22 protein-coding genes, 1 tRNA gene and 1 riboswitch are annotated in these 21,142 nt (G+C 33.6%); of the genes, 15 read left to right on the top strand and 8 right to left on the bottom strand.

All coding sequences use genetic code 11. From position 1 onward, the window contains the following. The first annotated feature begins 419 nt into the window (after nucleotides 1-419). Nucleotides 420-995, top strand: coding sequence for an aryl-sulfate sulfotransferase (locus B2S90_RS07755; RefSeq protein ID WP_286696834.1), 576 nt, complete (start codon nucleotides 420-422; stop codon nucleotides 993-995). 13 nt (nucleotides 996-1,008) lie between these two features. Here B2S90_RS07755 and B2S90_RS07750 read toward each other — a convergent pair whose 3' ends face one another. Further along, nucleotides 1,009-1,815, bottom strand: coding sequence for a hypothetical protein (locus tag B2S90_RS07750; protein ID WP_055232755.1), 807 nt, complete (start codon nucleotides 1,813-1,815; stop codon nucleotides 1,009-1,011). Nucleotides 1,816-1,900: 85 nt separating this feature from the next. On the opposite strand from B2S90_RS07750, the gene B2S90_RS07745 reads away from it, so the two are divergent. Both B2S90_RS07745 and B2S90_RS07740 read left to right on the top strand, forming a co-directional pair. Further along, the gene (locus B2S90_RS07745) at nucleotides 1,901-2,419 is read left to right on the top strand and encodes a nitroreductase family protein (protein WP_278860617.1); all 519 of its coding nucleotides are present in this window, start codon (nucleotides 1,901-1,903) and stop codon (nucleotides 2,417-2,419) included. A gap of 64 nt (nucleotides 2,420-2,483) precedes the next feature. Continuing rightward, complete coding sequence (locus B2S90_RS07740; protein ID WP_278860616.1) at nucleotides 2,484-3,509, top strand: threonine aldolase family protein; 1,026 nt, start codon at nucleotides 2,484-2,486, stop codon at nucleotides 3,507-3,509. Between the two features lie 24 nt (nucleotides 3,510-3,533). Here B2S90_RS07740 and B2S90_RS07735 read toward each other — a convergent pair whose 3' ends face one another. Together B2S90_RS07735 and B2S90_RS07730 are read right to left on the bottom strand one after the other, a co-directional pair. Next, a complete protein-coding gene (locus B2S90_RS07735; RefSeq protein WP_278779464.1) occupies nucleotides 3,534-4,229 on the bottom strand; it encodes a hypothetical protein in 696 nt (231 codons plus the stop codon). 38 nt (nucleotides 4,230-4,267) lie between these two features. Continuing rightward, nucleotides 4,268-5,752, bottom strand: a complete 1,485-nt coding sequence (locus tag B2S90_RS07730) for an NlpC/P60 family protein (RefSeq protein WP_278860614.1) — start codon at nucleotides 5,750-5,752, stop codon at nucleotides 4,268-4,270. A gap of 268 nt (nucleotides 5,753-6,020) precedes the next feature. On the opposite strand from B2S90_RS07730, the gene B2S90_RS07725 reads away from it, so the two are divergent. Both B2S90_RS07725 and B2S90_RS07720 read left to right on the top strand, forming a co-directional pair. Then, the gene (locus tag B2S90_RS07725; RefSeq protein WP_055232748.1) at nucleotides 6,021-7,613 is read left to right on the top strand and encodes a PTS transporter subunit EIIC; all 1,593 of its coding nucleotides are present in this window, start codon (nucleotides 6,021-6,023) and stop codon (nucleotides 7,611-7,613) included. Between the two features lies 1 nt (nucleotide 7,614). Then, a complete protein-coding gene (locus tag B2S90_RS07720; protein WP_187114782.1) occupies nucleotides 7,615-8,442 on the top strand; it encodes a PRD domain-containing protein in 828 nt (275 codons plus the stop codon). A gap of 37 nt (nucleotides 8,443-8,479) precedes the next feature. Here the strand turns inward: B2S90_RS07720 and B2S90_RS07715 are convergent. Further along, a tRNA-Arg gene (locus B2S90_RS07715) sits at nucleotides 8,480-8,553 on the bottom strand. A gap of 37 nt (nucleotides 8,554-8,590) precedes the next feature. Here B2S90_RS07715 and thpR point away from each other — a divergent pair. Then, nucleotides 8,591-9,631, top strand: a complete 1,041-nt coding sequence (gene thpR / locus B2S90_RS07710) for an RNA 2',3'-cyclic phosphodiesterase (RefSeq protein WP_055232744.1) — start codon at nucleotides 8,591-8,593, stop codon at nucleotides 9,629-9,631. Here the strand turns inward: thpR and B2S90_RS07705 are convergent. After that, the gene (locus B2S90_RS07705) at nucleotides 9,615-10,430 is read right to left on the bottom strand and encodes a Cof-type HAD-IIB family hydrolase (RefSeq protein ID WP_278779469.1); all 816 of its coding nucleotides are present in this window, start codon (nucleotides 10,428-10,430) and stop codon (nucleotides 9,615-9,617) included. The genes thpR and B2S90_RS07705 overlap by 17 nt on opposite strands. Nucleotides 10,431-10,508: 78 nt before the next feature. Here B2S90_RS07705 and B2S90_RS07700 point away from each other — a divergent pair, with 78 nt between their 5' ends. The 3 genes from B2S90_RS07700 to B2S90_RS07690 are packed head-to-tail and all read left to right on the top strand — an operon-like array spanning nucleotide 10,509 to nucleotide 12,363. Beyond that, nucleotides 10,509-11,105 carry a lysoplasmalogenase family protein gene (locus tag B2S90_RS07700; RefSeq protein ID WP_286696828.1) on the top strand — a complete coding sequence of 199 codons (597 nt, stop codon included), beginning with the start codon at nucleotides 10,509-10,511 and terminating at the stop codon, nucleotides 11,103-11,105. Nucleotides 11,106-11,138: 33 nt separating this feature from the next. Continuing rightward, a complete protein-coding gene (locus B2S90_RS07695) occupies nucleotides 11,139-11,600 on the top strand; it encodes a pyridoxamine 5'-phosphate oxidase family protein (RefSeq protein WP_278860611.1) in 462 nt (153 codons plus the stop codon). A 1-nt stretch (nucleotide 11,601) separates the two neighbouring features. Further along, complete coding sequence (locus B2S90_RS07690) at nucleotides 11,602-12,363, top strand: DeoR/GlpR family DNA-binding transcription regulator (RefSeq protein ID WP_055232737.1); 762 nt, start codon at nucleotides 11,602-11,604, stop codon at nucleotides 12,361-12,363. A gap of 12 nt (nucleotides 12,364-12,375) precedes the next feature. Here the strand turns inward: B2S90_RS07690 and B2S90_RS07685 are convergent, their stop codons facing one another. Both B2S90_RS07685 and B2S90_RS07680 read right to left on the bottom strand, forming a co-directional pair. Continuing rightward, entirely contained in the window at nucleotides 12,376-13,566 is a 1,191-nt protein-coding gene (locus B2S90_RS07685) for a CpXC domain-containing protein (RefSeq protein WP_286696827.1), read from the bottom strand. 38 nt (nucleotides 13,567-13,604) lie between these two features. Beyond that, the gene (locus B2S90_RS07680) at nucleotides 13,605-14,078 is read right to left on the bottom strand and encodes an Ig-like domain-containing protein (RefSeq protein WP_055232732.1); all 474 of its coding nucleotides are present in this window, start codon (nucleotides 14,076-14,078) and stop codon (nucleotides 13,605-13,607) included. 107 nt (nucleotides 14,079-14,185) lie between these two features. Continuing rightward, a riboswitch (FMN riboswitch) is annotated at nucleotides 14,186-14,299 on the top strand. 76 nt (nucleotides 14,300-14,375) lie between these two features. Here B2S90_RS07680 and B2S90_RS07675 point away from each other — a divergent pair. Together B2S90_RS07675 and B2S90_RS07670 are read left to right on the top strand one after the other, a co-directional pair. After that, nucleotides 14,376-14,966, top strand: coding sequence for an ECF transporter S component (locus B2S90_RS07675; protein WP_215657866.1), 591 nt, complete (start codon nucleotides 14,376-14,378; stop codon nucleotides 14,964-14,966). Nucleotides 14,967-15,037: 71 nt separating this feature from the next. Further along, a complete protein-coding gene (locus tag B2S90_RS07670; protein ID WP_055232728.1) occupies nucleotides 15,038-16,363 on the top strand; it encodes an aspartate kinase in 1,326 nt (441 codons plus the stop codon). Between the two features lie 285 nt (nucleotides 16,364-16,648). On the opposite strand, the gene B2S90_RS07665 is transcribed toward B2S90_RS07670, so the two are convergent. Next, nucleotides 16,649-17,437 (bottom strand): hypothetical protein, encoded by a 789-nt coding sequence (locus B2S90_RS07665; protein ID WP_278861133.1) that lies wholly within the window; start codon nucleotides 17,435-17,437, stop codon nucleotides 16,649-16,651. A 153-nt stretch (nucleotides 17,438-17,590) separates the two neighbouring features. Between B2S90_RS07665 and B2S90_RS07660 the strand changes: the two genes are divergently transcribed. From B2S90_RS07660 to B2S90_RS07645, 4 genes are all read left to right on the top strand, one after another. After that, complete coding sequence (locus tag B2S90_RS07660; RefSeq protein ID WP_286696826.1) at nucleotides 17,591-18,988, top strand: alpha-amylase; 1,398 nt, start codon at nucleotides 17,591-17,593, stop codon at nucleotides 18,986-18,988. A 151-nt stretch (nucleotides 18,989-19,139) separates the two neighbouring features. Further along, nucleotides 19,140-19,856 carry a MurR/RpiR family transcriptional regulator gene (locus B2S90_RS07655; protein WP_279080200.1) on the top strand — a complete coding sequence of 239 codons (717 nt, stop codon included), beginning with the start codon at nucleotides 19,140-19,142 and terminating at the stop codon, nucleotides 19,854-19,856. Between the two features lie 116 nt (nucleotides 19,857-19,972). Continuing rightward, nucleotides 19,973-20,467 carry a signal peptidase I gene (gene lepB / locus B2S90_RS07650; RefSeq protein ID WP_278861767.1) on the top strand — a complete coding sequence of 165 codons (495 nt, stop codon included), beginning with the start codon at nucleotides 19,973-19,975 and terminating at the stop codon, nucleotides 20,465-20,467. Nucleotides 20,468-20,485: 18 nt separating this feature from the next. Further along, on the top strand, nucleotides 20,486-21,142 hold a 657-nt coding region (locus tag B2S90_RS07645), incomplete at its 3' end, for a hypothetical protein (RefSeq protein WP_286696825.1).

Genomic DNA, 21,142 nt, shown 5'->3' with positions numbered 1-21,142 from the left:
AATGGTGTTGTGAATATTGTTCATGTTATGTATGGCGGTAGAGATATTTCTAAACAGTTTCATGACATTTGGATTAAACTTTAGGAGGCTGTCTCGAAATAAATGACAGTTTTCTAAAATAGAAAAATGCGACACATCTCAAATAAATGAGAAGTGCCGCATTTTTTGATATAATTAGGTTATGAATGAATGTTTAAATAATGAACCTAACTACATAACATATTATAACTCAATTCAGATGTGTTTGCCACTAGGTCTTGGCTATGAAATTACGCCAACTGATGAACATCTTTCTTTCCTCGAGGCCATTAAGGGAGTGGATCTAAGCAAGTATATGGTCAGAAAAGAAACCAGAGGAAGAAAAGGTCACAACAGGATAGACCTGCTACTCTTTAGCTTTAGTAGGTAATAACTCTCTTATTATCAGTTCTAGAGAAACATCTACAATCATTAAACTCAATACCATCTATACAAATCCATCTATAGACTATATGATTGGTTCAGATCAATTCTGGAACTCTACAGGTTATGAATCTCAATTACTCACAAAAACAAGTGATTTCTCTATGCAGGCAGGACAACATTATGTTACTTATGAAGAAAACAATTCATTACCTAAAGGGCAATACTACCTATATATGTTCAACAATAATTACTGTTATAGTAGTACTAGAAGTGACTACAAATGGCAGAATGATACAAACTACTCCAATGCATTCTTTACTATGAAGAGTGGTACATCTTATCACTATAAATATTTGGTAGATGAAAATGCGCACACTGTCTCTCTAGTAAGTTCTATACCAGTTGCTTATTCACCTTATGTTTCTAGCTCACAGGAACTTCATGGACAATTAATCGCAGATAGTGGAATACAGATGAGCTGGAGTGTTTATAACTTAGATGGTACACTCTTACGTACATATCAAACAACAGGAGGTAAGTTCCTCTATCGTGTCTTACAATATGATTTAAAGGAATATTTATTCCAATAAAAAAGCAGCTAGATTAATTTCTAGCTGTTTTTCTCATGATTAATTGTGCGATTATTACTACTACAACAGATATACCACATATCATCAATCCCGGTGTTCTTAAGATAGATGGATCAAAGATCACTGTACGATTCAAATAAGAACCAGCGCCTTCACTAATTGCGAGTGGCATAATAAAGCTCACACTTAGTCCGGATAATACACCTGTTACACCCAATGCAGTTAATCCATATAGTTTATCTATAATTAACTGAATCAAGCATAATACAACAAGTATACCAGCCATAATCATACGATTAGAATCAAGTGTTAATTGATAGAAAATCTGTATCATCTTTAATCTCTTAGGAGACTGTTTACTAATAAACTCGTCTACATATTGATCAATACCCTGAGATACTAAACCAGAAGAAATCAATTGAGTCAGTGATGTCTTTAATATACTAGGTACTGTGATATCTGTATCCTTTTCTACAATCTCAAAACATTCTTGTGCCAGGTTATTGATATAAGGTGTCATATCTTCTTTATTTTCTTCACCTGTTGCCATCTGTTTAATAATAGCCTGACTATATTTAGTTGTTAAAGTGGCCATAGATTCAGATTGACTAATATCAGCCTGTATTTTATTGATTGTAATCTGCGGTAATCGATATGTATATTGATTAATGACAGTCATTACTTTGTTGGTCATTTCCTGGGTAATTTCATCATTCTGTATAGCACTATTAATAATACTTGGACAAAGCATTGAGAAACATAATACATTCACAAGAATGAAAATAAGAATATCTAATACAATTGTACGTAACATACGCATACTAATCACACTCCTTTTTACATCATTATAGAAAAACCACAACACATGTCAATATGTTATAATGGGAGAAAGAAAGGGTGATTATATGGATTTTTTAGACTTTTTGAAACAAAGAAGAAGCTATAGACAATATACGGGTGAACCAGTAGAAAAAGAATTATTGGATAAGATTGTAGAAGCAGGCTTACTCGCACCAAGTGGGCGTAATATTAAACCAGAAGAACTGATTGTAGTCACTGATCCTGAACTATTAACACAATTATCTCAATGTAGAAAAGCAGGCAGTCAGATGTTAGAAGGTGCAGCTGCCTGCATTATTGTATTAGGTGATGAAGACAAGACGGATGTCTGGGAAGAAGACTGCAGTAATGTCATCTTAACGATGCATTATATGGCTGCATCTCTTGGTCTAGGCAGCTGCTGGATTCAGGGAAGAAATAGAGTATCATCTACAAAAGATTCAACGGAGGACTATATTAGAAATATCTTTCATTTTCCAAAGAATCTACGTTTAGAAGCGTTATTATCTATTGGACATATTGATCAAACATTACCTGCAAAAGAAGTTACAGAAGAATTATTAAATAAAGTACATACATCATAGTATGTTTCATTATTTGTATTCACCTCTAAAATAGTGTAGAATACATGAAACGGAGGATATAAAGATGTTATCATTTGAAAGTGATTATACAGAAGGGGCACATCCTGCCATTCTAGAAAAATTTATTGAAACAAATATGGATCAGCAGTCAGGATATGGAGTAGATGTATATTCTGAATCTGCAAGAAAAAAGATTGCGAAAGCATGTGGTAAAGAAGAAGCTGATATTTACTTTATTACAGGTGGTACACAGACTAACCAGTTAGTCATTGATACAATGTTGAAGCCTTATGAAGGTGTTGTCGCTGCTGTGACAGGACATGTGGCTGGTCATGAAGCAGGGGCTATTGAATATACAGGACATAAGGTAATGACTGTTCCACAATACTTAGGTAAACTCAAAGCATCAGATGTCAAAGAATTAGTAGATACATTCTATAACGATGCTAACCATGAACATATGGTATTCCCAGGCATGGTTTATATTTCTCATCCTACAGAATATGGCACACTTTATACAAAAGAAGAATTAAAAGAAATCTCAGATGTATGTCATGCTTATAATTTGCCTTTATTCTTAGATGGTGCAAGACTTGGTTATGGGCTCATGTCTTATGATACAGACGTGACACTAGAAGATATTGCGGAACTCACTGATGTATTCTATATTGGTGGAACTAAAGTAGGGGCATTATGTGGAGAAGCTGTTGTCTTTACTAAGAATAATACACCAGCACACTTTGTAAACCTTATCAAGAAGCATGGTGCACTACTCGCAAAAGGACGTTTAAACGGTGTTCAATTTGATGTTCTTTTTACAGATGATCTCTATTTCAAGATTTCAAGACATGCTATTGATATGGCTGAAAAGCTTAAAACAATCTTTAAAGAAAAAGGTTATGAATTCTATATTGATTCTCCTACAAACCAGCAGTTCTTTATTGTAGACAACAAGAAACTAGAAGAACTAGAAAAGCATGTACGCTATGGTTTCTGGGAAAAGTATGATGATACGCATACAGTAGTACGTTTTGCGACAAGCTGGGCTACTACAGAAGAATCTATTGAAAAACTTAAAGAACTACTATAAAAAGATTCCTTGCGGAATCTTTTTTTAATGCCATGCGGTTGTATGTTCATCAATAACCTGGCCATTTTCTATTTTATAGAATCCTAATACTATAGTAGTACCTTTTTTTGTTTCCTGATAGACATATTCATGCTCATGTGTTTCATAATAATTCAAATGACGTGTGACACCATCTTTATTGTAAAGATTAGCATACATCCATCCCTTTGCGCTGATACCATATTTTATATCATCATAATGAAGATAATCAGCCACCATCTTCAATTCTTTTCTGATCTCATCGGCATCATTACCAGCCATATCACCTTTAGTTGTAATGGCATCCTGACCATTCACAACAGAACTATTTGTCTTACCATTATAATAAAGATTATAAAGTGTATCATCCTGCTCAGTTCCTCTTATTACAACACCTACATGATCCTTATACCAACTAACACTCCATACATCGTCTCGAATACTTCCACCATCATCTGATAATACAAAGTCGGTCTTATTGATTATCGTATCATTCTTTTTAAGAAGCAGACGTCCATCTGCACTGCTGAAGAATAGAGGCGCTCCTACTGACTGCATCACAACCTCATATCCGTTATAAGACTTCTTATCTACAGTTGCTACATGATACTCAATCATATAGATAAAAGCACCATAGAGTAAACCAATCACCACTATAATACTTAATAAGATTCCTAGAATCACCTTTAATACTTTTTTCATACAATCTCCTTACAAAAAAAGAAGATCTTTCGATCTTCTTATCTACCAGCACCTGCATAATGAGATGCATAATAACCGCTATTTAATGAAGATACTGTAACACCAGTACTTGAGTTAGCAGCATGAACAAACTGTCCATTACCGATATAGATACCTACATGTGAGATACCTGACTTATAAGTTCCTGCGAAGAATACTAAGTCCCCAGCACTTAAGCCAGCCTTAGATACTCTTGTAGTAGAACTATACTGAGCAGAAGCAGTTCTTGGTAATGATTTACCATTCTGTCTATATACCCATGAAGTGAATCCAGAACAGTCAAATGCTGTTGGTCCAGAAGCACCAAATACATAAGCAGAACCTACTTTAGATAAACCAGTTCCAACAATACCGCTGTGTCCACCCTTAACACTTGTACCACCAGCATTGTATCCACCTCTTGAAGGAGCTGCAGATACATTCACCTTAGCACTTGCATTAGCTGTATTACCAGCGTTATCAGTGACTGTATAGTTTACTGTATAACTTCCAGATTTAGAAGTATTGACAGAACCACTTACATTTACTTTGCTTGTTACATCACCATCAAGATTATCGATGGCAGAAACAAGATTTGACTTTGCATCAAATGATGAACCATACTTCACATTAACATCATTAGACTTTAATGTAATAGCAGGAGCAGCAATATCAGCTACAGTTACATCATAAGTATTTTCAGTCTTATTACCACTTGCATCAGTTGCAGTTACCTTAAGAGACTGAGTACCATCTAACTTCTTAGTATCTATTTCACCTTCAACAGTTAAAACAGGATTCATATCATAGTTATCCTTTGCTTCAACATAGTTGTTGATATCAAAGTTATCACCGTAGTTTACTACGAAGTTACCATTCTTTAAGTTCATTTCAGGAGCAGATGTATCACCAACATTGAAAGTAAATGTCTTAGTAGCAACATTACCCATGTTATCTTCAACAGAAGCATTGATCACCTGTTCACCTAACTGAGTTGTATCTAATTCCTTATCAAAATTAACGAAGTCTGTTACATCACCATCAACATTATCAGTCGCTTTGATGTACTGTTTTAAATCGTTGCTGCCATTGGCTTCAACGTTGATGACAAATCCATCATCATTTCTAGATTCAAGAACGGGTGCTTCATTATCTACAACCTTAACACTAACAGTCTTAGTTGTTTCATTATTGAAAGCATCCTTTACTGTTACATTGACAGCATATGTTCCTAACTGGTTCTTTTCATAAGAATCAGCATGAATCTTTGTTTTTAATGTATCAGCATTATCTCTGTTATCAGAGATTGCAAAATCACTAGCTTTTAAGACAGTTCCATAAGGAACTTCAATTGTTTTTGAATGTACAACAGGTGCTGTTCTATCAGCAGCTGTATAACCCACGATTGCGAAAGCGGAAATAGCAAACACAGGAATGAACATTGTCTTCTGAGTTCTTACTCTATGAGATACGAAACTCATGATTTCTTTTGTTTTCTTATCCATTTTTCTCTCTCCTTTTGTCTTTCGACAGGCTCTATTATAGCACCTCATATTAAAAAATAAAGAAAAATCTTAAGAAATTTTTAAGAAGTATCAAAATATGCTGTATTTATCGCATAAAAATGAATTAAGAAATTTTTAAAAATGACTTAAGAATTATACAAAATGCCTTGTTTTTTAAGGAAAACACAATGAGTACGCTTATAAAAGCATTAGATTTTCATCCTATATAATGATAGAATAGATTAAAGACGAAGAAGGAGGAAGAATCATGTTTGATAAGCTATTTAGTAAACTGCAACGTGTAGGAAAGAGCTTTATGATTCCTATTGCTGTTTTACCTATTGCTGGTCTATTGATGGGTATAGGTCAGTCACTCACAAATGAGACAATGATTCAGGCCTACCATCTTCAATTCATGCTTGGAAAAGGAACGCCACTCAATGCACTGCTTACTATTATGTGCAATGCTGGAAATATTGTCTTTGATAATCTTCCTGTTCTATTTGCGGTGGGCATAGCTATGGGCATGGCTAAACATGAAAAAGCCACTGCGGCCTTTTCTGCATTAGTTGCCTTTCTTATTATGCATGCCTCTATTAATGCTTTATTAATTATTAATGGTTATATTGTAAATGGGCAGATTGCTGATTTCGTAAGAATAGGAACGATTAATTCAATCTGTGGAATCCAGTCTTTAGATATAGGTGTCTTCGGTGGTATAGTAGTAGGACTTGGTGTTGCTTATCTTCATAATAGGTTCTATATGACACGACTTCCCGATTACTTATCATTCTTTGCAGGCACACGTTTTGTTCCAGTTATCTGTTGTGTGACATTTGTTTTTGTAGGAATCCTATTCTTTTATATTTGGCCACCTATTCAGGAGGCTATCTATCACTTAGGTGTATTTATAAGAGACAGCAGTTATGCAGGTACATTCGTATTTGGCTTTGTAAAGCGTATGTTGATTCCTTTTGGATTACATCATGTGTTCTATCTTCCATTCTGGCAGACAGGACTTGGTGGTAGTATGGTAGTGGATGGACAACTGATCCAGGGGGCTCAGAATATCTTCTTTGCGCAGCTTGCTTCACCCCATGTGACTCATTTCAATGTAGAAGCCACTCGCTTCTTCTCAGGAGAATATATCTTTATGATATTTGGCCTTCCCGGTGCAGCCCTTGCAATGTATCATTGTGCAAGACCTAGCCAGCGTAAAAAAACAGGAGGTTTATTATTTTCTGCTTCATTGACTTCTATATTAACAGGTATTACTGAACCAATTGAATTCACATTCTTATTTCAGGCACCGCCACTCTTTTTGATTCATGCACTTCTAGCAGGAAGCGCATATGCAGTGGCTCATGCTTTAAATATAGCGATAGGTGTCACTTTTAGTGCAGGAGCGATTGATTTCTTCTTGTTTGGTATATTACAGGGTAATAGTAAAACAAACTGGGTCTTTGTCCCAATAATAGGTTTTATTTATTTCTTGCTTTATTATTCAATCTTTAAGTTTGTGATTAAACGTTATGATTTTAAAACAGTAGGTAGAGGAGAAGATACACAACTGCATACAAAAAAAGACTATTCTAGAAAGAAAAGTCTTGACGTAGACAGTTCTGTGTCTCATTCTATTGTAGAAGCATTAGGAGGTATTCCTAATATATTAGATGTTGATACATGTACAACACGTCTGCGTGCGACTTTAAAGAATCCGACACTAGTTGATGAGGAAACCTTAAAGGCAACAGGTGCTGCAGGTATATATATGCGTGGAGAAGGTATACAAATTACTTATGGACCACATGTTGTCATTATCGTATCAGAAATAAAACAGATATTACATGAAGGAGAATAAAGTGAAAAAACAGCGTTATGAAGTCATTGGAACGCTAAACAATAACGGAATTGTCGCAAAAGATGAACTCAATAAAGAAGTTATATTACTAGGGAAAGGAATAGGCTTCAAAAGAAAAGCAGGAGATGTAATTGAGAATCCTGGAAAGAATATTAAATGCTATAGTTTAGAGAAGAATACTGGTAAGAATGTCTTACAGGGGGTTGATCCTATCTTCTTAGAAATAGCCAATGAAATTATCCGTTATGCAGAAAAAGAATTTGGTGATATAGATACTAAGATTCTTTTACCTCTTGCAGACCATATCGCATTCTCTATTGATCGTATTAAGAATGATATGGTGATTTCAAACCCTCTTACAAGTGATATTCGATTATTGTTTGCAGATGAATATAAAGTAGCTACAAAAGCAAGAAAAATCATTAAGAGAAGATTAGGGTATGAAATCACTGATGATGAAATTGGTTATATTTCTCTTCATATTCATGCGGCTTTGAGTTCTCAGCCACCTGCACGTTCATTACAGGTTGCCAGCATTATTCATCAGACAGTCACTTATGTAGAAGAAACTTTTAATATAGTGATTGATGAAGACTCAATTGCATATATTCGTTTAGTAAATCACATCAAGTTCTTAATGGTCCGATTAGATCGTAAAGAAGATGTGCAGGTTTCTATGACTGACTATACAAAAGAAAAGTTTCCAGAAAGCTATGCAGTGGCATGTCGTGTAGCGGATTATATAGAAAAGCTGATTCTTGAAAAGATATCAGATGAAGAAATAGGCTATCTTGCGATACATATAGAAAGAATCAGACAAAGTGTATAATAAAAGGCAGCTTGTGCTGCCTTTTTTTCTTTGTTGACGTGCATGACAGGATTTGAACCTGCAGTCTTCAGAGCCGGAGTCTGATGCTCTATCCATTTGAGCTACATGCACATAGCTTATTCATTATATCATAGAAAGGATGAATTTTATGAGACAATTTATCGCACTTACATTTAATTCTTCTTTTAAAGAAGAACTGGTTCATATTATAGATTCTTTAAAGGAGGAAGGTATTAAAGGCAAGTATTATGATCCTGATAATCTTCATATGACTTTAGCCTTCTTTGGTGAAACAAATAGACAGGATGAAATTATGAAGATTATACAATCTATTCCTTTTCCTGAAATCACCATTACTACTAACCGTATTGGTCATTTCAGGAAGATATACTGGGTAGGAGTCAAAGAAAATCCTGAATTAGATGCTTATGTGAATACACTAAGAAATACATTGAAGAAGCATGATATTTCTTTTGATGAAAAACCCTTTTATCCTCATATAACCATTCTAAGAAAAGCAGAAGAAGGGGACAGAACACTTCAAGAAGTCTCTACAAAAGATATCAAAGTAGAACTCTTACAGGCCCATTACTTAGAAGAAGGCTTAAAATATCTTCCTTATAAGGAACAGGATGTATTAGAAGTAATTAATGAAATATATAAACAGAAAGGATATGTCACTATCGCAATAGATGGAAGATGTGGAAGTGGGAAAACAACTCTTGCAAATAAATTAAAAGCATATTTTGATTGTCATATATTTCATATGGATGATTTCTATCTTCAGGAATATCAACGTACGTATGTGCGCTATAATGAGCCAGGCGGTAATGTAGATAGAGAACGTTTTAAAAAGGAAGTATTAGATCCTTTGAAAAATCAACAGGACGTTCTTTATCGTCCAATAGACTGTTCCTCTATGTCTATAAGTGAAGGAACTGTATATCCTTATAAACCTATCAACATTATTGAAGGTTCTTATTCATGCCATCCTGAGCTTATTGATGATTATGATATGACTATATTCTTAGATATAGATGAATCATTACAACATAAACGTATAGAAGAAAGAAATGGAAAAGAAGCCCTTAACATGTTCATAAATAAATGGATACCATTAGAAGAAAAGTATTTTTCTTCCTTTGATATCCAAGATCATTGTGATTTCTATTTTAAAGCAGGTGACTAGCCTGCTCTTTATTTTTTCTTAGAGCTTTCTTAATAATCTTTAAACATCCCTGATCTTCATTAGAATCAGTGATACCATATGCCAGCTTCTTGATTTCATCTACTGCATTCTCCATCGCAAAACCATATTTTACAGATTCTAATAAAGCATAATCATTCATCTGGTCACCAAAAGCAAGACATTCATCTCTGGAAATATGCTCATGTTCCTGAATATAACGCATTCCAAGACCTTTGTTGACACCTTCTCTTTGAATATCCATCCATTCATTACCCGATGTAATAATCTGTAATCCCTTAGGTAAAATACGTGTAATATCTCCTGCATTATTTTTGATATCTCCTTCAGGATCTAATAATGCAATCTTAGTAATAGGTTCATCGATTTCATCAAAATCATCAATTAACTTATTAGAACAATAATAAGTTGTTAATTCTTTAGTCAGATGATCCTTTCTTCTTGCGTAAGCATACTTTTCTCCTGCTACCACAATCTTAAGATCAGGATAATGTTGTTTGACTCTCTCTATCGCAAGAAAAGCTTTCTTACGGTCCATATCAAACACTTCTAAAGTATTTGGCCCCTTCGCAATATAACTGCCTCCATCTGCAATAAAATACATATCTTCACTCATAGGCAGAAACTTCTGATAAAGTCGTGCATACTGGTTACCACTTGCAGCCACAAACAGTACACCCTCTTCCTTCATCTCAAAAAATAAATCAATAAAAGACTTATCAAACTGCTTCTTATTATCGAGGAATGTTCCATCCATATCTGTCGCAATTAATTTGATCATTTGTCTTATCCCCCTTTGTGCACCACTATAGCACACATCTTTGATTTATGGTAGACTATTTCAGAAAGGAAGTTATATATGATATTACTATACATTTTATTATTTCTTATTATGGCTTGTACATGGCGTACATGTTATCATATCTATACAAAAGGACTTTGTTCATTTGGCTTTATTCTCACTGCCTATTTATCCCATCAGACAAAACTATTTCTTCTTATCTTGCCAGGATTACTCGCATTCATGATAGGAGATCTACTCCTATGTAAGAAAAATCTATTTAAGTATGGACTTAATGCATTTCTTATAGGTGATATTGCTTGTCTATTCTTCTATTATCATTATCAGCCATTCACCTATATAGAACTCATTGCGCCAGTAGTATCTATGATCTTATTGGAAGTAGTGACTTATTCTAAAGATATGGACTATAAAACAGAAATCACCAGCTATATATTTGCGCTCGTCTGGCTGACAACTAAAAGTATTCTTGCAGCCATAACTATGAATACACTTAACTTCAAGATGATGGCATTAGGCTTTATTCTCTATCTCTTATCAGATGTACTTCTTGCCTTCTATAAGAGAAATAAGTACCAAATATTAGGGATTTTGAATATTTTCTTCTATTATTTTGGAATTTTTTTAACCGCTTACAGTTTTTCTTTCATCTAATGTGTTAAAATAGATACAAAAGGGGAGAGAGAAATGGCAGAAACAGTAGAAGATTTAAATCAGTTAAGGGAGATGCTTCATCATTTTGATACATTGCATATCGCATTTCAAGATGATGACTATCCTTATATTGTTCCAATGAACTTTGGAATAGGAGAGGATCAAGATAAAATAGTACTTTATATCTATACACCAAGAGAAGGAAAGATGACTCATCTTATTAAAGAAAATCCTCATGTTGGTGTACAGGCAGAAACATTATATGAATATTTTTATAAATTAGATAAGACAGTCTCTAATTCTTATTCATCTATTATTGGAAAAGGAATTATCGAGCCAGTTCCTCATGAATTATATGATGAAGCGATGGAATCTATTCTAACGCATTGTGGTTATGAAACATATCCTTATAATAAGGATTATATAGACACATGCCATGTTTATAAGATTACTTTGAGTCAGGTGACTGGAAAAAATCATTTTAAGGGAGTATAAGATGTCACAGAAAAAACGTCATCAACAAATTATTACAAAACTGAATATTGATGGACAGGTCTTTGTGAAAGAACTGGCTTCATCCTTTGGTGTGACAGAAGATTGTATCCGTAAAGATCTCACACTCTTAGAAAAGGCAGGGAAACTTAAAAGAGTACATGGCGGTGCAGTCAATGTACGTGTTAATTTGCATCATACCAATGTATCAGAACGTGTCGAACTTTATAGTGAAGAAAAGAAAATCATTGCTTCTAAAGCTATTAATGAACTAGAAAAGGGCTATGTAATTTTCCTAGATATATCTACAATCAATTTAGAAATCGCAAAACTCATATTTGAAAAGAACATCGCACTCACTATTGTGACAAATATGATTGATATTATGCAGCTCTATAGACAAAATAGTGCAGTGAGACTCATCTTTTTAGGAGGAGACTTCAATCAGGTAAAAGATGGATTTGTAGGCGCACTTACAAATCACTTGATTAGAAAATATCGTTTTGATATTTCATTTATTGGTGTTGTTGGTATTGATTTAGAACATAATGTCATTACAACCTATGAAACAAACGATGGTATCACTAAAAAGACAGCCATCAATGCAAGTAAGAAAGCCTATATGGTAGGAGAAAGTGCTAAACTCAATCAAGATGGAAACTATGCCTATGCCTCACTTGATGACTTCACAGGCTATATATGTGAAAAAGAATTAGACCACTCTCTTGTAAAAGTATTTAAAGACCATCAGGTAGAACTCATTTAAAAAAGCCCAGACTTAATTGATCTGGGTCTTTTTATGTGCTGTATAGGATAAGAATACATCAATAAGATGAGAATCTAATATATAAGGTTCTTTCTCATCATAAATCATATAACCATCAATCTTTTCAAACGTCATCTTTAATACATCTGTTAATAGATCACTTAATATATAAGTATTCATAGGTTTCTTATTGATGGCTTCTTCTCTATCTATATAAAGAGGAATCAAACGGAACCCATCAATATCTATGACATAATTAGAAGCATTCCTATCTTTTTCTTTTAAATAATAATAGAAACGTATATTATCTAGAAGTTCTAAGAAAGCTTCTTTTCTTTCATTCTTAACAGGAAATAATTCTTTATATTCTTCTTTTAAAGATTGATCATATTCTGTTTCTAAAGGCAATGTCTTTTCAATAAAATGAAGATGATCAGGTATATCAAAGATGGACTTATAATTCTTAGTCATGACCTGTCCTAACACTCTTTCTCCATTTTCTTCTACATAAACATAATCACCAACATCTATATGATCATAAGAAGGAATTAAATATGTCCTTACTTGTATTTTTGTCTGTACCTCACATAAAGATACCTTTAAACGATAATCATAAAGACGCTCTGCCCACTCTTTATCTACTATTAGACTTGTATCATACTTCAATATCTTCTTCATTACAGGATCCTGTTCCTTTAAATCATACCAGTTCCTATTAAAGATATAAGCACGTGTCCCATTAGGATTTAACGCAATCATGAGTTCTTTCTCTTCTTCCTTATTAAATAAGAAAAAAGAAGGAATATCTTCATTTAACTCTTTCTTTAAAGCAATCTTATACAACTCTATTAAACGATCATCTCTATTCTCTAGAATCATGATCTTCTCTTTGAAATTCAGCCAGGAATCTGTATAACGGAATATATAATCTTTATAGAGAGGAGTCATCCGTAACTGTTCCACACCATGAATAAACTGATCCTTATCCTGTCCATACTGTACAATAAAGTGATGTACAGGATCGATATAAGTCAAGGGATGCTTTAAAAAAGTTGTCTCTCCACAATGTGGACATGTATAAGACATAATAGAATCATCAATAATACGTTCTCTTTGATCTAGTCCTACACAGCTATAATCCTCATATCTATTCTCTTTACCGCATTTGGAACATGTAATAATATAAACATCTTTATTTCTCATAATCCTTCCTCCTAACAAAAAAAGAGCGTAAACACGCTCTATTCAATCACATGGATTGTAAGATACTTCTTTTTATAAGTATGATGATTATCCCCTGCAGTTAAAGTAATACGTGTTGTACCAGGAGTAATAGTAGTCACTAAACCTTTCTGATCAACACTAGCCACATTTGCATACTGAGATGAATAATGTGTATATTCTACTTTTACTTTCTGAGGATCAGTCTTGTAATGAATCTGGTATGTTTCTCCCTGCTTCACAGTTACATACTGATCAGGAATAACCACACTGCTTAATACTGGTCCCTGTGCTACACATGCATATTGATAAACACCAAACAAGAAAACAAAATAAACAATACCTAAAATTATCTTCATTTTCTTCTTTATATGTTTATTAAAATATATCAGCACAAAAGGAATCAGTGGAAAAAGAACAATACCTGCAAAAATCCAACTCTTAGAAAGAGGTTCTCTTTCTTCTTCAAGCGTGCTATTTTGTTTATCTGACATATTGTACCCACCTTTTTTAATTCCTCTTCATTATATCGAATATGTTATCGTTTTTAAAGAACTTTTGTACATGTTGACAACCTCATATAACACTTCTATAATAGTTATTGTATCTTTGGGGCAGGTGAAATTCCTGATCGGCGGTGATAGTCCGCGAGCGTAAAGCATGAACTGGTGTAATTCCAGTACCGACGGTATAGTCCGGATGGAAAAAGATGGCGTTTTTATGAAATGACTTTTTCAATCTCCTATAAGATATATATAGGAGATTTTTTTTCGCCATAGAAAGAGGCAAAAATGAAAACTAAAAAATTAGTAATGGCAGCTCTACTTGGTGCATTAGCTGCAATCTTAATGGTATTGGACTTCAATGTTCCATTCGTACCAATGTTTATTAAATTTGATTTCTCAGATTTTCCAGTATTAATTGGTGGATTTGTATTCGGCCCACTTACTGGTGTATTAATCGCATTCTTAAAGATTGTCTTAAACCTTCTCTTTAAACCAACTACTACTATGTTTGTAGGAGAGGCATCTAACTTCTTACTAAGCGTATGTTATATGGGAGTAGCCTGCTTGTATTATAGAAAGCATCGTACTAAGAAGGGTGCTGTAATAGGCATGGCACTTGCAACAGTTGCAACAAGCTTATTTGCGATTGCATCAAACTTATTAGTGATGTTCCCAATGTATGCTAAACTATTTGGTATGTCTACAGAAGCCATCATCGGTATGTTCTCTAAGATCAATCCATTAGTAAAAGATATGACAACTATGGTTATTGCATCACTTGTTCCATTCAATCTCTTTAAATATGGTGTTATTTCAATTATAACATTCATTTCTTATAAGAAAATTGAAGTTATTTTGAAAAAATATTCGAATTAAGCAAAAAATATGTTGATTAATTTAGCCAATTCATGTAATCTTTATACAAAAGTGTGAGGTAGAATAAAGATATGAAAGTGGTTAAATTTGGTGGCTCATCGTTAGCCAGCGCAACTCAATTTAAAAAAGTACATGACATCGTTCTAGAAGATACTGATCGTCATTATGTGGTTCCCAGTGCCCCTGGGAAAAGAAATAAAGAAGATACAAAGGTAACAGATTTATTGATTCTTGCCTATTCACATCACAACAAAGATGATTTTGAAGAAATCTATGACAGAATCAAAGAACGTTACAATGAAATCATTACTGAACTAGGTCTTGATATTTCTTTGGAAGAAGACTTTAAAGAAATTAAAGAAGAAATCAAAAAACAGAACAGTTTTGATTATACAATTTCACGTGGTGAATATTTAAATGGTAAAGTGTTAGCTAATTATTTAGGCTTTGACTTTATTGATGCGGCAGATGTTATTTATATCGATAAGCATGGTAGATATGATGAAAAGAAAACAGATGCAGCTCTCACAAAAGCTTTATCTGAACATGACTATGCAGTCGTTCCAGGATTCTATGGTCAATTAAATGATGAATCAGGACGCATTAAAGCCTTCTCTAGGGGTGGTAGTGATGTTACTGGTAGTATCGTTGCGAAATGTGCCTGTGCAGATCTTTATGAGAACTGGACAGATGTATCAGGATTCCTTATTGCGGATCCACGTATTGTCAAGGATCCTAAACCAATTGCGACAATCACTTATAAAGAATTAAGAGAATTATCTTATATGGGTGCAAGTGTTCTACATCAGAATTCCATCTTCCCAGTAAGAAATGAAGGTATTCCTATCTTAATCAAGAATACCAACAGTCCAGAAGATGCAGGTACTCTCATTGTAGAAAGTACTTGTCATAAACCAGATCACGTTATTACAGGTATTGCAGGTAAAACAGGTTTTGCGACTGTCATGATTGAAAAAGACATGATGAACAGTGAAATCGGTTTTGGTCGTAAAGTACTACAGGTATTTGAAGAACATGGTCTTTCATTTGAACATATGCCTTCAGGTATCGATACAATGACTATCATTGTGAACAGCGATGACTTCATTGAAAAAGAACAGGCCATCCTTGCAGGATTACATCGTGCTGTACAGCCTGACTATATTGTCTTAGAATCTGATTTAGCCTTAATTGCGGTCGTAGGACGTGGTATGAAGGACAGCCGTGGTACTTCAGCAAGAGTATTTAAAGCACTTGCGAAAGAAAACATCAACGTTAAGATGATTGACCAGGGTTCATCAGAATTGAATATCATCGTAGGGGTAAGAAACTGTTATTTCAAACCAGCTATTAAAGCCATCTATGATGAATTCATTACAAGTGAAGACGACGAATAGAGAAGCATTCTGCTTCTCTATTTTTTTTATAACATTGAGTGACACACTCATAAAAGTGTGTTAATATATAGGCAATTCATAAACAAGGGAGGATATATTTATATGAAATACAAAATTACCGCATTATTAATTGAAGTCATACAGCCATTACTTACGATATCCTATCCCTGTTTATGTATTGCTGGATGAAATTTCATATCGATTAGCATTAAAGTCTTAAAGATGACTTCAAGGCATGATTGTCTTGAAGTTTTTTAATGAAAATAAAAGAGGAGATCAACTCCTCTATAACTTCACAGGCTTATTCTTTATACACATTATTAAACTTATGACAGATAATAAGCAGGCAATTATATGAAATCTCATAAAACTAAATAAACATACAAGAACCATAAGACTACCACAAATCATATAAGTCGTATTAACCTTTCTGAGTAATGCACTCATACCTATAGAAAAACATCCTAATACTCCTGTTAATAGTACCAAATTCAATCCAAACAGCTGACAGATACTTCTCACTGGCAATAAATACATCATCGCATAGGCAACAAGTGTCATTGAAAGGAATAATACAGAAAGTGACAAATTACTCATTAAAGGTTTCAATAAAGCACGATCAAAAATGTTTATATGATTTCTTACATCTATCTCTACAAGAACACTTAATATCGCATTACATAATACAACAAGTATTGTGATTGTAGTGAGTGTTCCTAGAGTTCCAACTAATTCTTTATCTATCAAATGGCGATCATGAAGAAAAACAATCATGACAATCGCACCAAGTAATCCCTGTATTAAACTTAATATTCCTTGTAGTATAGAAATAGAATTATGTGAATGCACACCGCATATAGCCATCACAAAAGAACCAGCCATTCCAATAAGAAAACAAAAAGCACTTAACCCAAAAGGTACATTAATCGTATTATACTCAAATAAATGAAATAAATTATACAGCATTCCGATTATCTCATCCCCAATAGAAGGCTGAAAATGCACAACACCATGACTATATATCATATTCACCACTAAGAAGCTTATAGCCAATGCTTCATATTTCTTCTTCATAAGACTCACTCCCTTCCTATTATTATAGTTCTTTTATATTTTTATACAACTTCATCATAAATGTAATTGGTTATTATTGTCCATACATTTGTGATACATTCCCTTAATTTCCTTTGTGCACAAACATGCTATAATAGTACAAGGGGTGATGATATGAAGAAAGGTGTAATGATGCAGGGCTTTGAGTGGTATCTTCCCTCAAGTCCGCATTTGTGGAAAATACTCAGAGTCAATGCTTATAAACTTAAAAAAGCAGGTATTACCGCTATCTGGCTCCCTCCTGCTTATAAAGGAGCAAATGGCGTCAATGATACGGGGTATGGTGTCTATGATCATTATGATTTAGGAGAATTCAATAGTAAAAACACAATCCGTACCAAATATGGCACGAAGAAAGAATACCTCTGGTGTATAAAGATGTTTCATCTATTTGGTATAGATGTCTATGCAGATATCGTACTTAATCATTTAATTGGTGCAGATGGGATGGAACAGGTCATTGCTTATAAAGTAGATGCCTATCATAGACATAAAGTTTCTAAAAGAAAAAGAGTTATTCGTGCTTCTACTTACTTCTCATTTCCATCAAGACATAAATATTCAGACTTTATCTATAATGCCTCACATTTTACAAGTGTGGACTACGATGCTTCTAAACATCAAAAAGGTCTTTATTTATTCAAAGGAAAACATTTTAGTGAGAATGTAGATGATGAATATGATAACTATGATTACTTGATGGGAGCAGACTTAGACTACAACAATCCTGAAGTTGTCAAAGAAGCCATTAACTGGGGACTCTGGTATAAAGATATCACACATCTCGATGGCTTTCGATGTGATGCCATTAAACATATAGACTCTTCTTTCTATGAACATTGGATCACTACAATGCGCCAACATTCTAAAAAAGAACTCTTTTCTGTAGGTGAATACTGGGGAGACATAGATCATTTATGTCATTATCTCAAATCCATACACTTCTGTATGAGTTTATTTGATGTTCCTTTACATTATCATTTCTATGATGCGAGTCATTCTAATGGTTATTTTGATATGCGAGAACTCTTCAATAATACGTTAGTACAAAGATATGACAAATATGCTGTCACATTTGTGGATAACCATGATACCCAGCCAGGACAATCTCTCACTTCTTTTATTGAAGATTGGTTCAAACCACAGGCCTATGCCTGCATATTATTGAGACAAGAAGGTTATCCATGTATCTTCTATGGAGATTATTATGGTATACCTCATGATCATATTTCATCTAAGAAAGAATTATTAGATAAGATGATGAAACTAAGAAGACAATATGTGGAAGGAATCAGACATGACTATATAGATGATCCTGATGTTATTGGATGGACTTATGAAACAGGACTTGCAGTGATATTAACCAATAGTAAAGGTGGCACAAAACGTATGTTTGTAGGTAAACAATATAAGCGTATGACAGATGGTAAACATACAATTGATATTGTAGATGGATATGGAGAGTTCATCTGTGATGCAGCTTCTTTGAACCTTTATGTTGTCTGTAAATAGTTCTATAGGTAGAAATACGATATATATAACTATGAATAAAATACATTTCCAAATTTTGAAAATACCTGAGTTTTAAATGTAAACGGTAGTAAAGTAAGTTAGAATAATTAAAAAGAAGGTGTGGAGAAATTATTCAATAGGGAGGAGACACTTGTTGGAATTTACTTACAGTCAGGTGGAAAGTCTGAATGAGACTGAAGCCTACGTTTATAATTATGTTGTGAAAAACACAAAGAAGGTATTAAATGAAAGTATTCGTGAATTAGCCAATGATACACATGTATCTACGGCAACAATCATGCGTTTTTGTAAGAAGATGGGTTGTGAAGGTTTTACAGAATTAAAGTATAGATTGAAAGAGTCTGAAGAAATGCAGGAGACCAAAGAAGACAATGTGGCTGATCAATTTGGTTTTTTTATAGAAAAAATAAAATCATCTGATTATTTGGATAGTATTCATAGGGCTGCTGAGATTATTAAACAGTCTGATTTAATTCTTACGCTAGGTATTGGTACTACTGGTGATTTTGCAAAATATACATCACGTTTATTAAGTGGTGTGGGCTATTGTTGTTATGGGGTGGATGGAGCTGCTTATCCTGTGCAGAGAGTTGCTGAAGGACATCAGGAAGTTATCATTGCATTTTATGAAAGGATACAAAAAAAGCTTCTTTTTGAAGAAATCTATCGTTATAAGAATAAGAATTATATGATTATTATGTTTTCAAATAATAACATGGGAAGTATGGAACATTTATGTGATGAAGTGATTCATGTTTCTGATGGTAGCGTTATGCTAGGAAAAATACATTCTGGAATTCCTATGCTTTATGCGATAGAAAAACTAGCTTATGAACTAACAAAGTAACATTGTTACAAAAAAATGTAACATGTAACCGTTTTCCAGGGAACGGTTATTTTTTTTATTCTATTGTGATATCTTATGTATATAGTATATTTATTTACAAGTCAAAAGGTACTTTTATGAAAAAGCATTGCGTTTTTATTAGTCTAATAGTTGTTTGTATTGTGATGTTCATCATTACGACTTGGTGTCCATTCTATGTAGTAGAGGGTGAATCCATGAATCCGACATTAGTAAATAATGATGTTGTATGTATTAAGAAAACAAAGTCTTTCAAGCAGGGAGACTTAATTGCGTTTCAGTATAATAATAAGCTGCTGGTGAGAAGAGTGATTGGTTTGTGTGGGGATAAAATCAACATTGATTCAAACGGCTATGTATTTGTGAATGAGAAAAAGTTAGATGAAAACTATATACAGAACAGAAAAGACAATCCACTACGTGACGAAGTATTCCCTTATACAGTTCCAGAAGGACAGATATTTGTATTAGGGGATAATAGACATCGTGCAATAGATTCAAGAATGCGTGATTTAGGTTGTATTGATAATGATAAGATTATTGGTCAAGTCGTTATGAAGATTTATCCTATCACCCACTTTTCTGTTTATTAAGGGAAAGGGGACATTTAGATGACAGAATATAATATTTTAAACAAACCAGGCAGAAAGAAATTGATGTTATTTTTTTGCTTGGTTTTTTTAACAGCTATTGCATTCTTCTATATTAATAGTGCTAGAATGGATGATTTTACATCATTGATTACTGATGCAACTGTACAATATCAAAATAATGGTGTGATGAAGGATTATACAGCTGATGTCCATCTTGAAGACAATACACCTCTTTCTTTCCTTATTAAAGCAACTGTTCCTCAAGGAACACTTGCTTCAATAGAAAATGTAGAAAGTGAAGAAGAAACAACTCAGGAAACAGTTGTAAAGAATCAAACATTAACTTATAACCTACCAGAACAATTAAAGGTAGAAGATACACAAACAAATAAGTTATATCTAGAAAATGATTTAGTACATTCTATTGGTACTTATGAGATTAGAAATAATTTATTAACTATGTATTTTGATGAAGATCATGTGAATACGAATGCAGAAGGTGAATTAAAACTTGCATTGGTATTAGAAACAGATTCTTCTCATGTTATTTATGATGTCAATGGTTCTTCTCTTGTTTCATTCAATACTAAGAATATTGAGTTAAATAAGTATATAGAACAACCTGTTGAAACAACAGTTACTAATCAGATGGATGAACAGGTGGTGGAAGAGGTT

Source organism: Catenibacterium sp. UBA627 (assembly GCF_002299355.1).
GTDB classification, from domain to species: domain Bacteria; phylum Bacillota_I; class Bacilli_A; order Erysipelotrichales; family Coprobacillaceae; genus Catenibacterium; species Catenibacterium mitsuoka.
Note: the sequence above shows the minus strand (reverse complement) of the source record. Positions and strands in the feature narration are given on the sequence as shown.

Bases quoted from the DNA above. Each gene is read 5' to 3' on its own strand.
- B2S90_RS07750 (WP_055232755.1), bottom strand. From the start codon at position 1,815: ATGCGTATGTTACGTACAATTGTATTAGATATTCTTATTTTCATTCTT.
- B2S90_RS07745 (WP_278860617.1), top strand. From the start codon at position 1,901: ATGGATTTTTTAGACTTTTTGAAACAAAGAAGAAGCTATAGACAATAT.
- B2S90_RS07740 (WP_278860616.1), top strand. From the start codon at position 2,484: ATGTTATCATTTGAAAGTGATTATACAGAAGGGGCACATCCTGCCATT.
- B2S90_RS07735 (WP_278779464.1), bottom strand. From the start codon at position 4,229: ATGAAAAAAGTATTAAAGGTGATTCTAGGAATCTTATTAAGTATTATA.
- B2S90_RS07730 (WP_278860614.1), bottom strand. From the start codon at position 5,752: ATGGATAAGAAAACAAAAGAAATCATGAGTTTCGTATCTCATAGAGTA.
- B2S90_RS07725 (WP_055232748.1), top strand. From the start codon at position 6,021: ATGTTTGATAAGCTATTTAGTAAACTGCAACGTGTAGGAAAGAGCTTT.
- thpR (WP_055232744.1), top strand. From the start codon at position 8,591: ATGAGACAATTTATCGCACTTACATTTAATTCTTCTTTTAAAGAAGAA.
- B2S90_RS07705 (WP_278779469.1), bottom strand. From the start codon at position 10,430: ATGATCAAATTAATTGCGACAGATATGGATGGAACATTCCTCGATAAT.
- B2S90_RS07700 (WP_286696828.1), top strand. From the start codon at position 10,509: ATGATATTACTATACATTTTATTATTTCTTATTATGGCTTGTACATGG.
- B2S90_RS07695 (WP_278860611.1), top strand. From the start codon at position 11,139: ATGGCAGAAACAGTAGAAGATTTAAATCAGTTAAGGGAGATGCTTCAT.
- B2S90_RS07690 (WP_055232737.1), top strand. From the start codon at position 11,602: ATGTCACAGAAAAAACGTCATCAACAAATTATTACAAAACTGAATATT.
- B2S90_RS07685 (WP_286696827.1), bottom strand. From the start codon at position 13,566: ATGAGAAATAAAGATGTTTATATTATTACATGTTCCAAATGCGGTAAA.
- B2S90_RS07680 (WP_055232732.1), bottom strand. From the start codon at position 14,078: ATGTCAGATAAACAAAATAGCACGCTTGAAGAAGAAAGAGAACCTCTT.
- B2S90_RS07675 (WP_215657866.1), top strand. From the start codon at position 14,376: ATGAAAACTAAAAAATTAGTAATGGCAGCTCTACTTGGTGCATTAGCT.
- B2S90_RS07670 (WP_055232728.1), top strand. From the start codon at position 15,038: ATGAAAGTGGTTAAATTTGGTGGCTCATCGTTAGCCAGCGCAACTCAA.
- B2S90_RS07665 (WP_278861133.1), bottom strand. From the start codon at position 17,437: ATGAAGAAGAAATATGAAGCATTGGCTATAAGCTTCTTAGTGGTGAAT.
- B2S90_RS07660 (WP_286696826.1), top strand. From the start codon at position 17,591: ATGAAGAAAGGTGTAATGATGCAGGGCTTTGAGTGGTATCTTCCCTCA.
- lepB (WP_278861767.1), top strand. From the start codon at position 19,973: ATGAAAAAGCATTGCGTTTTTATTAGTCTAATAGTTGTTTGTATTGTG.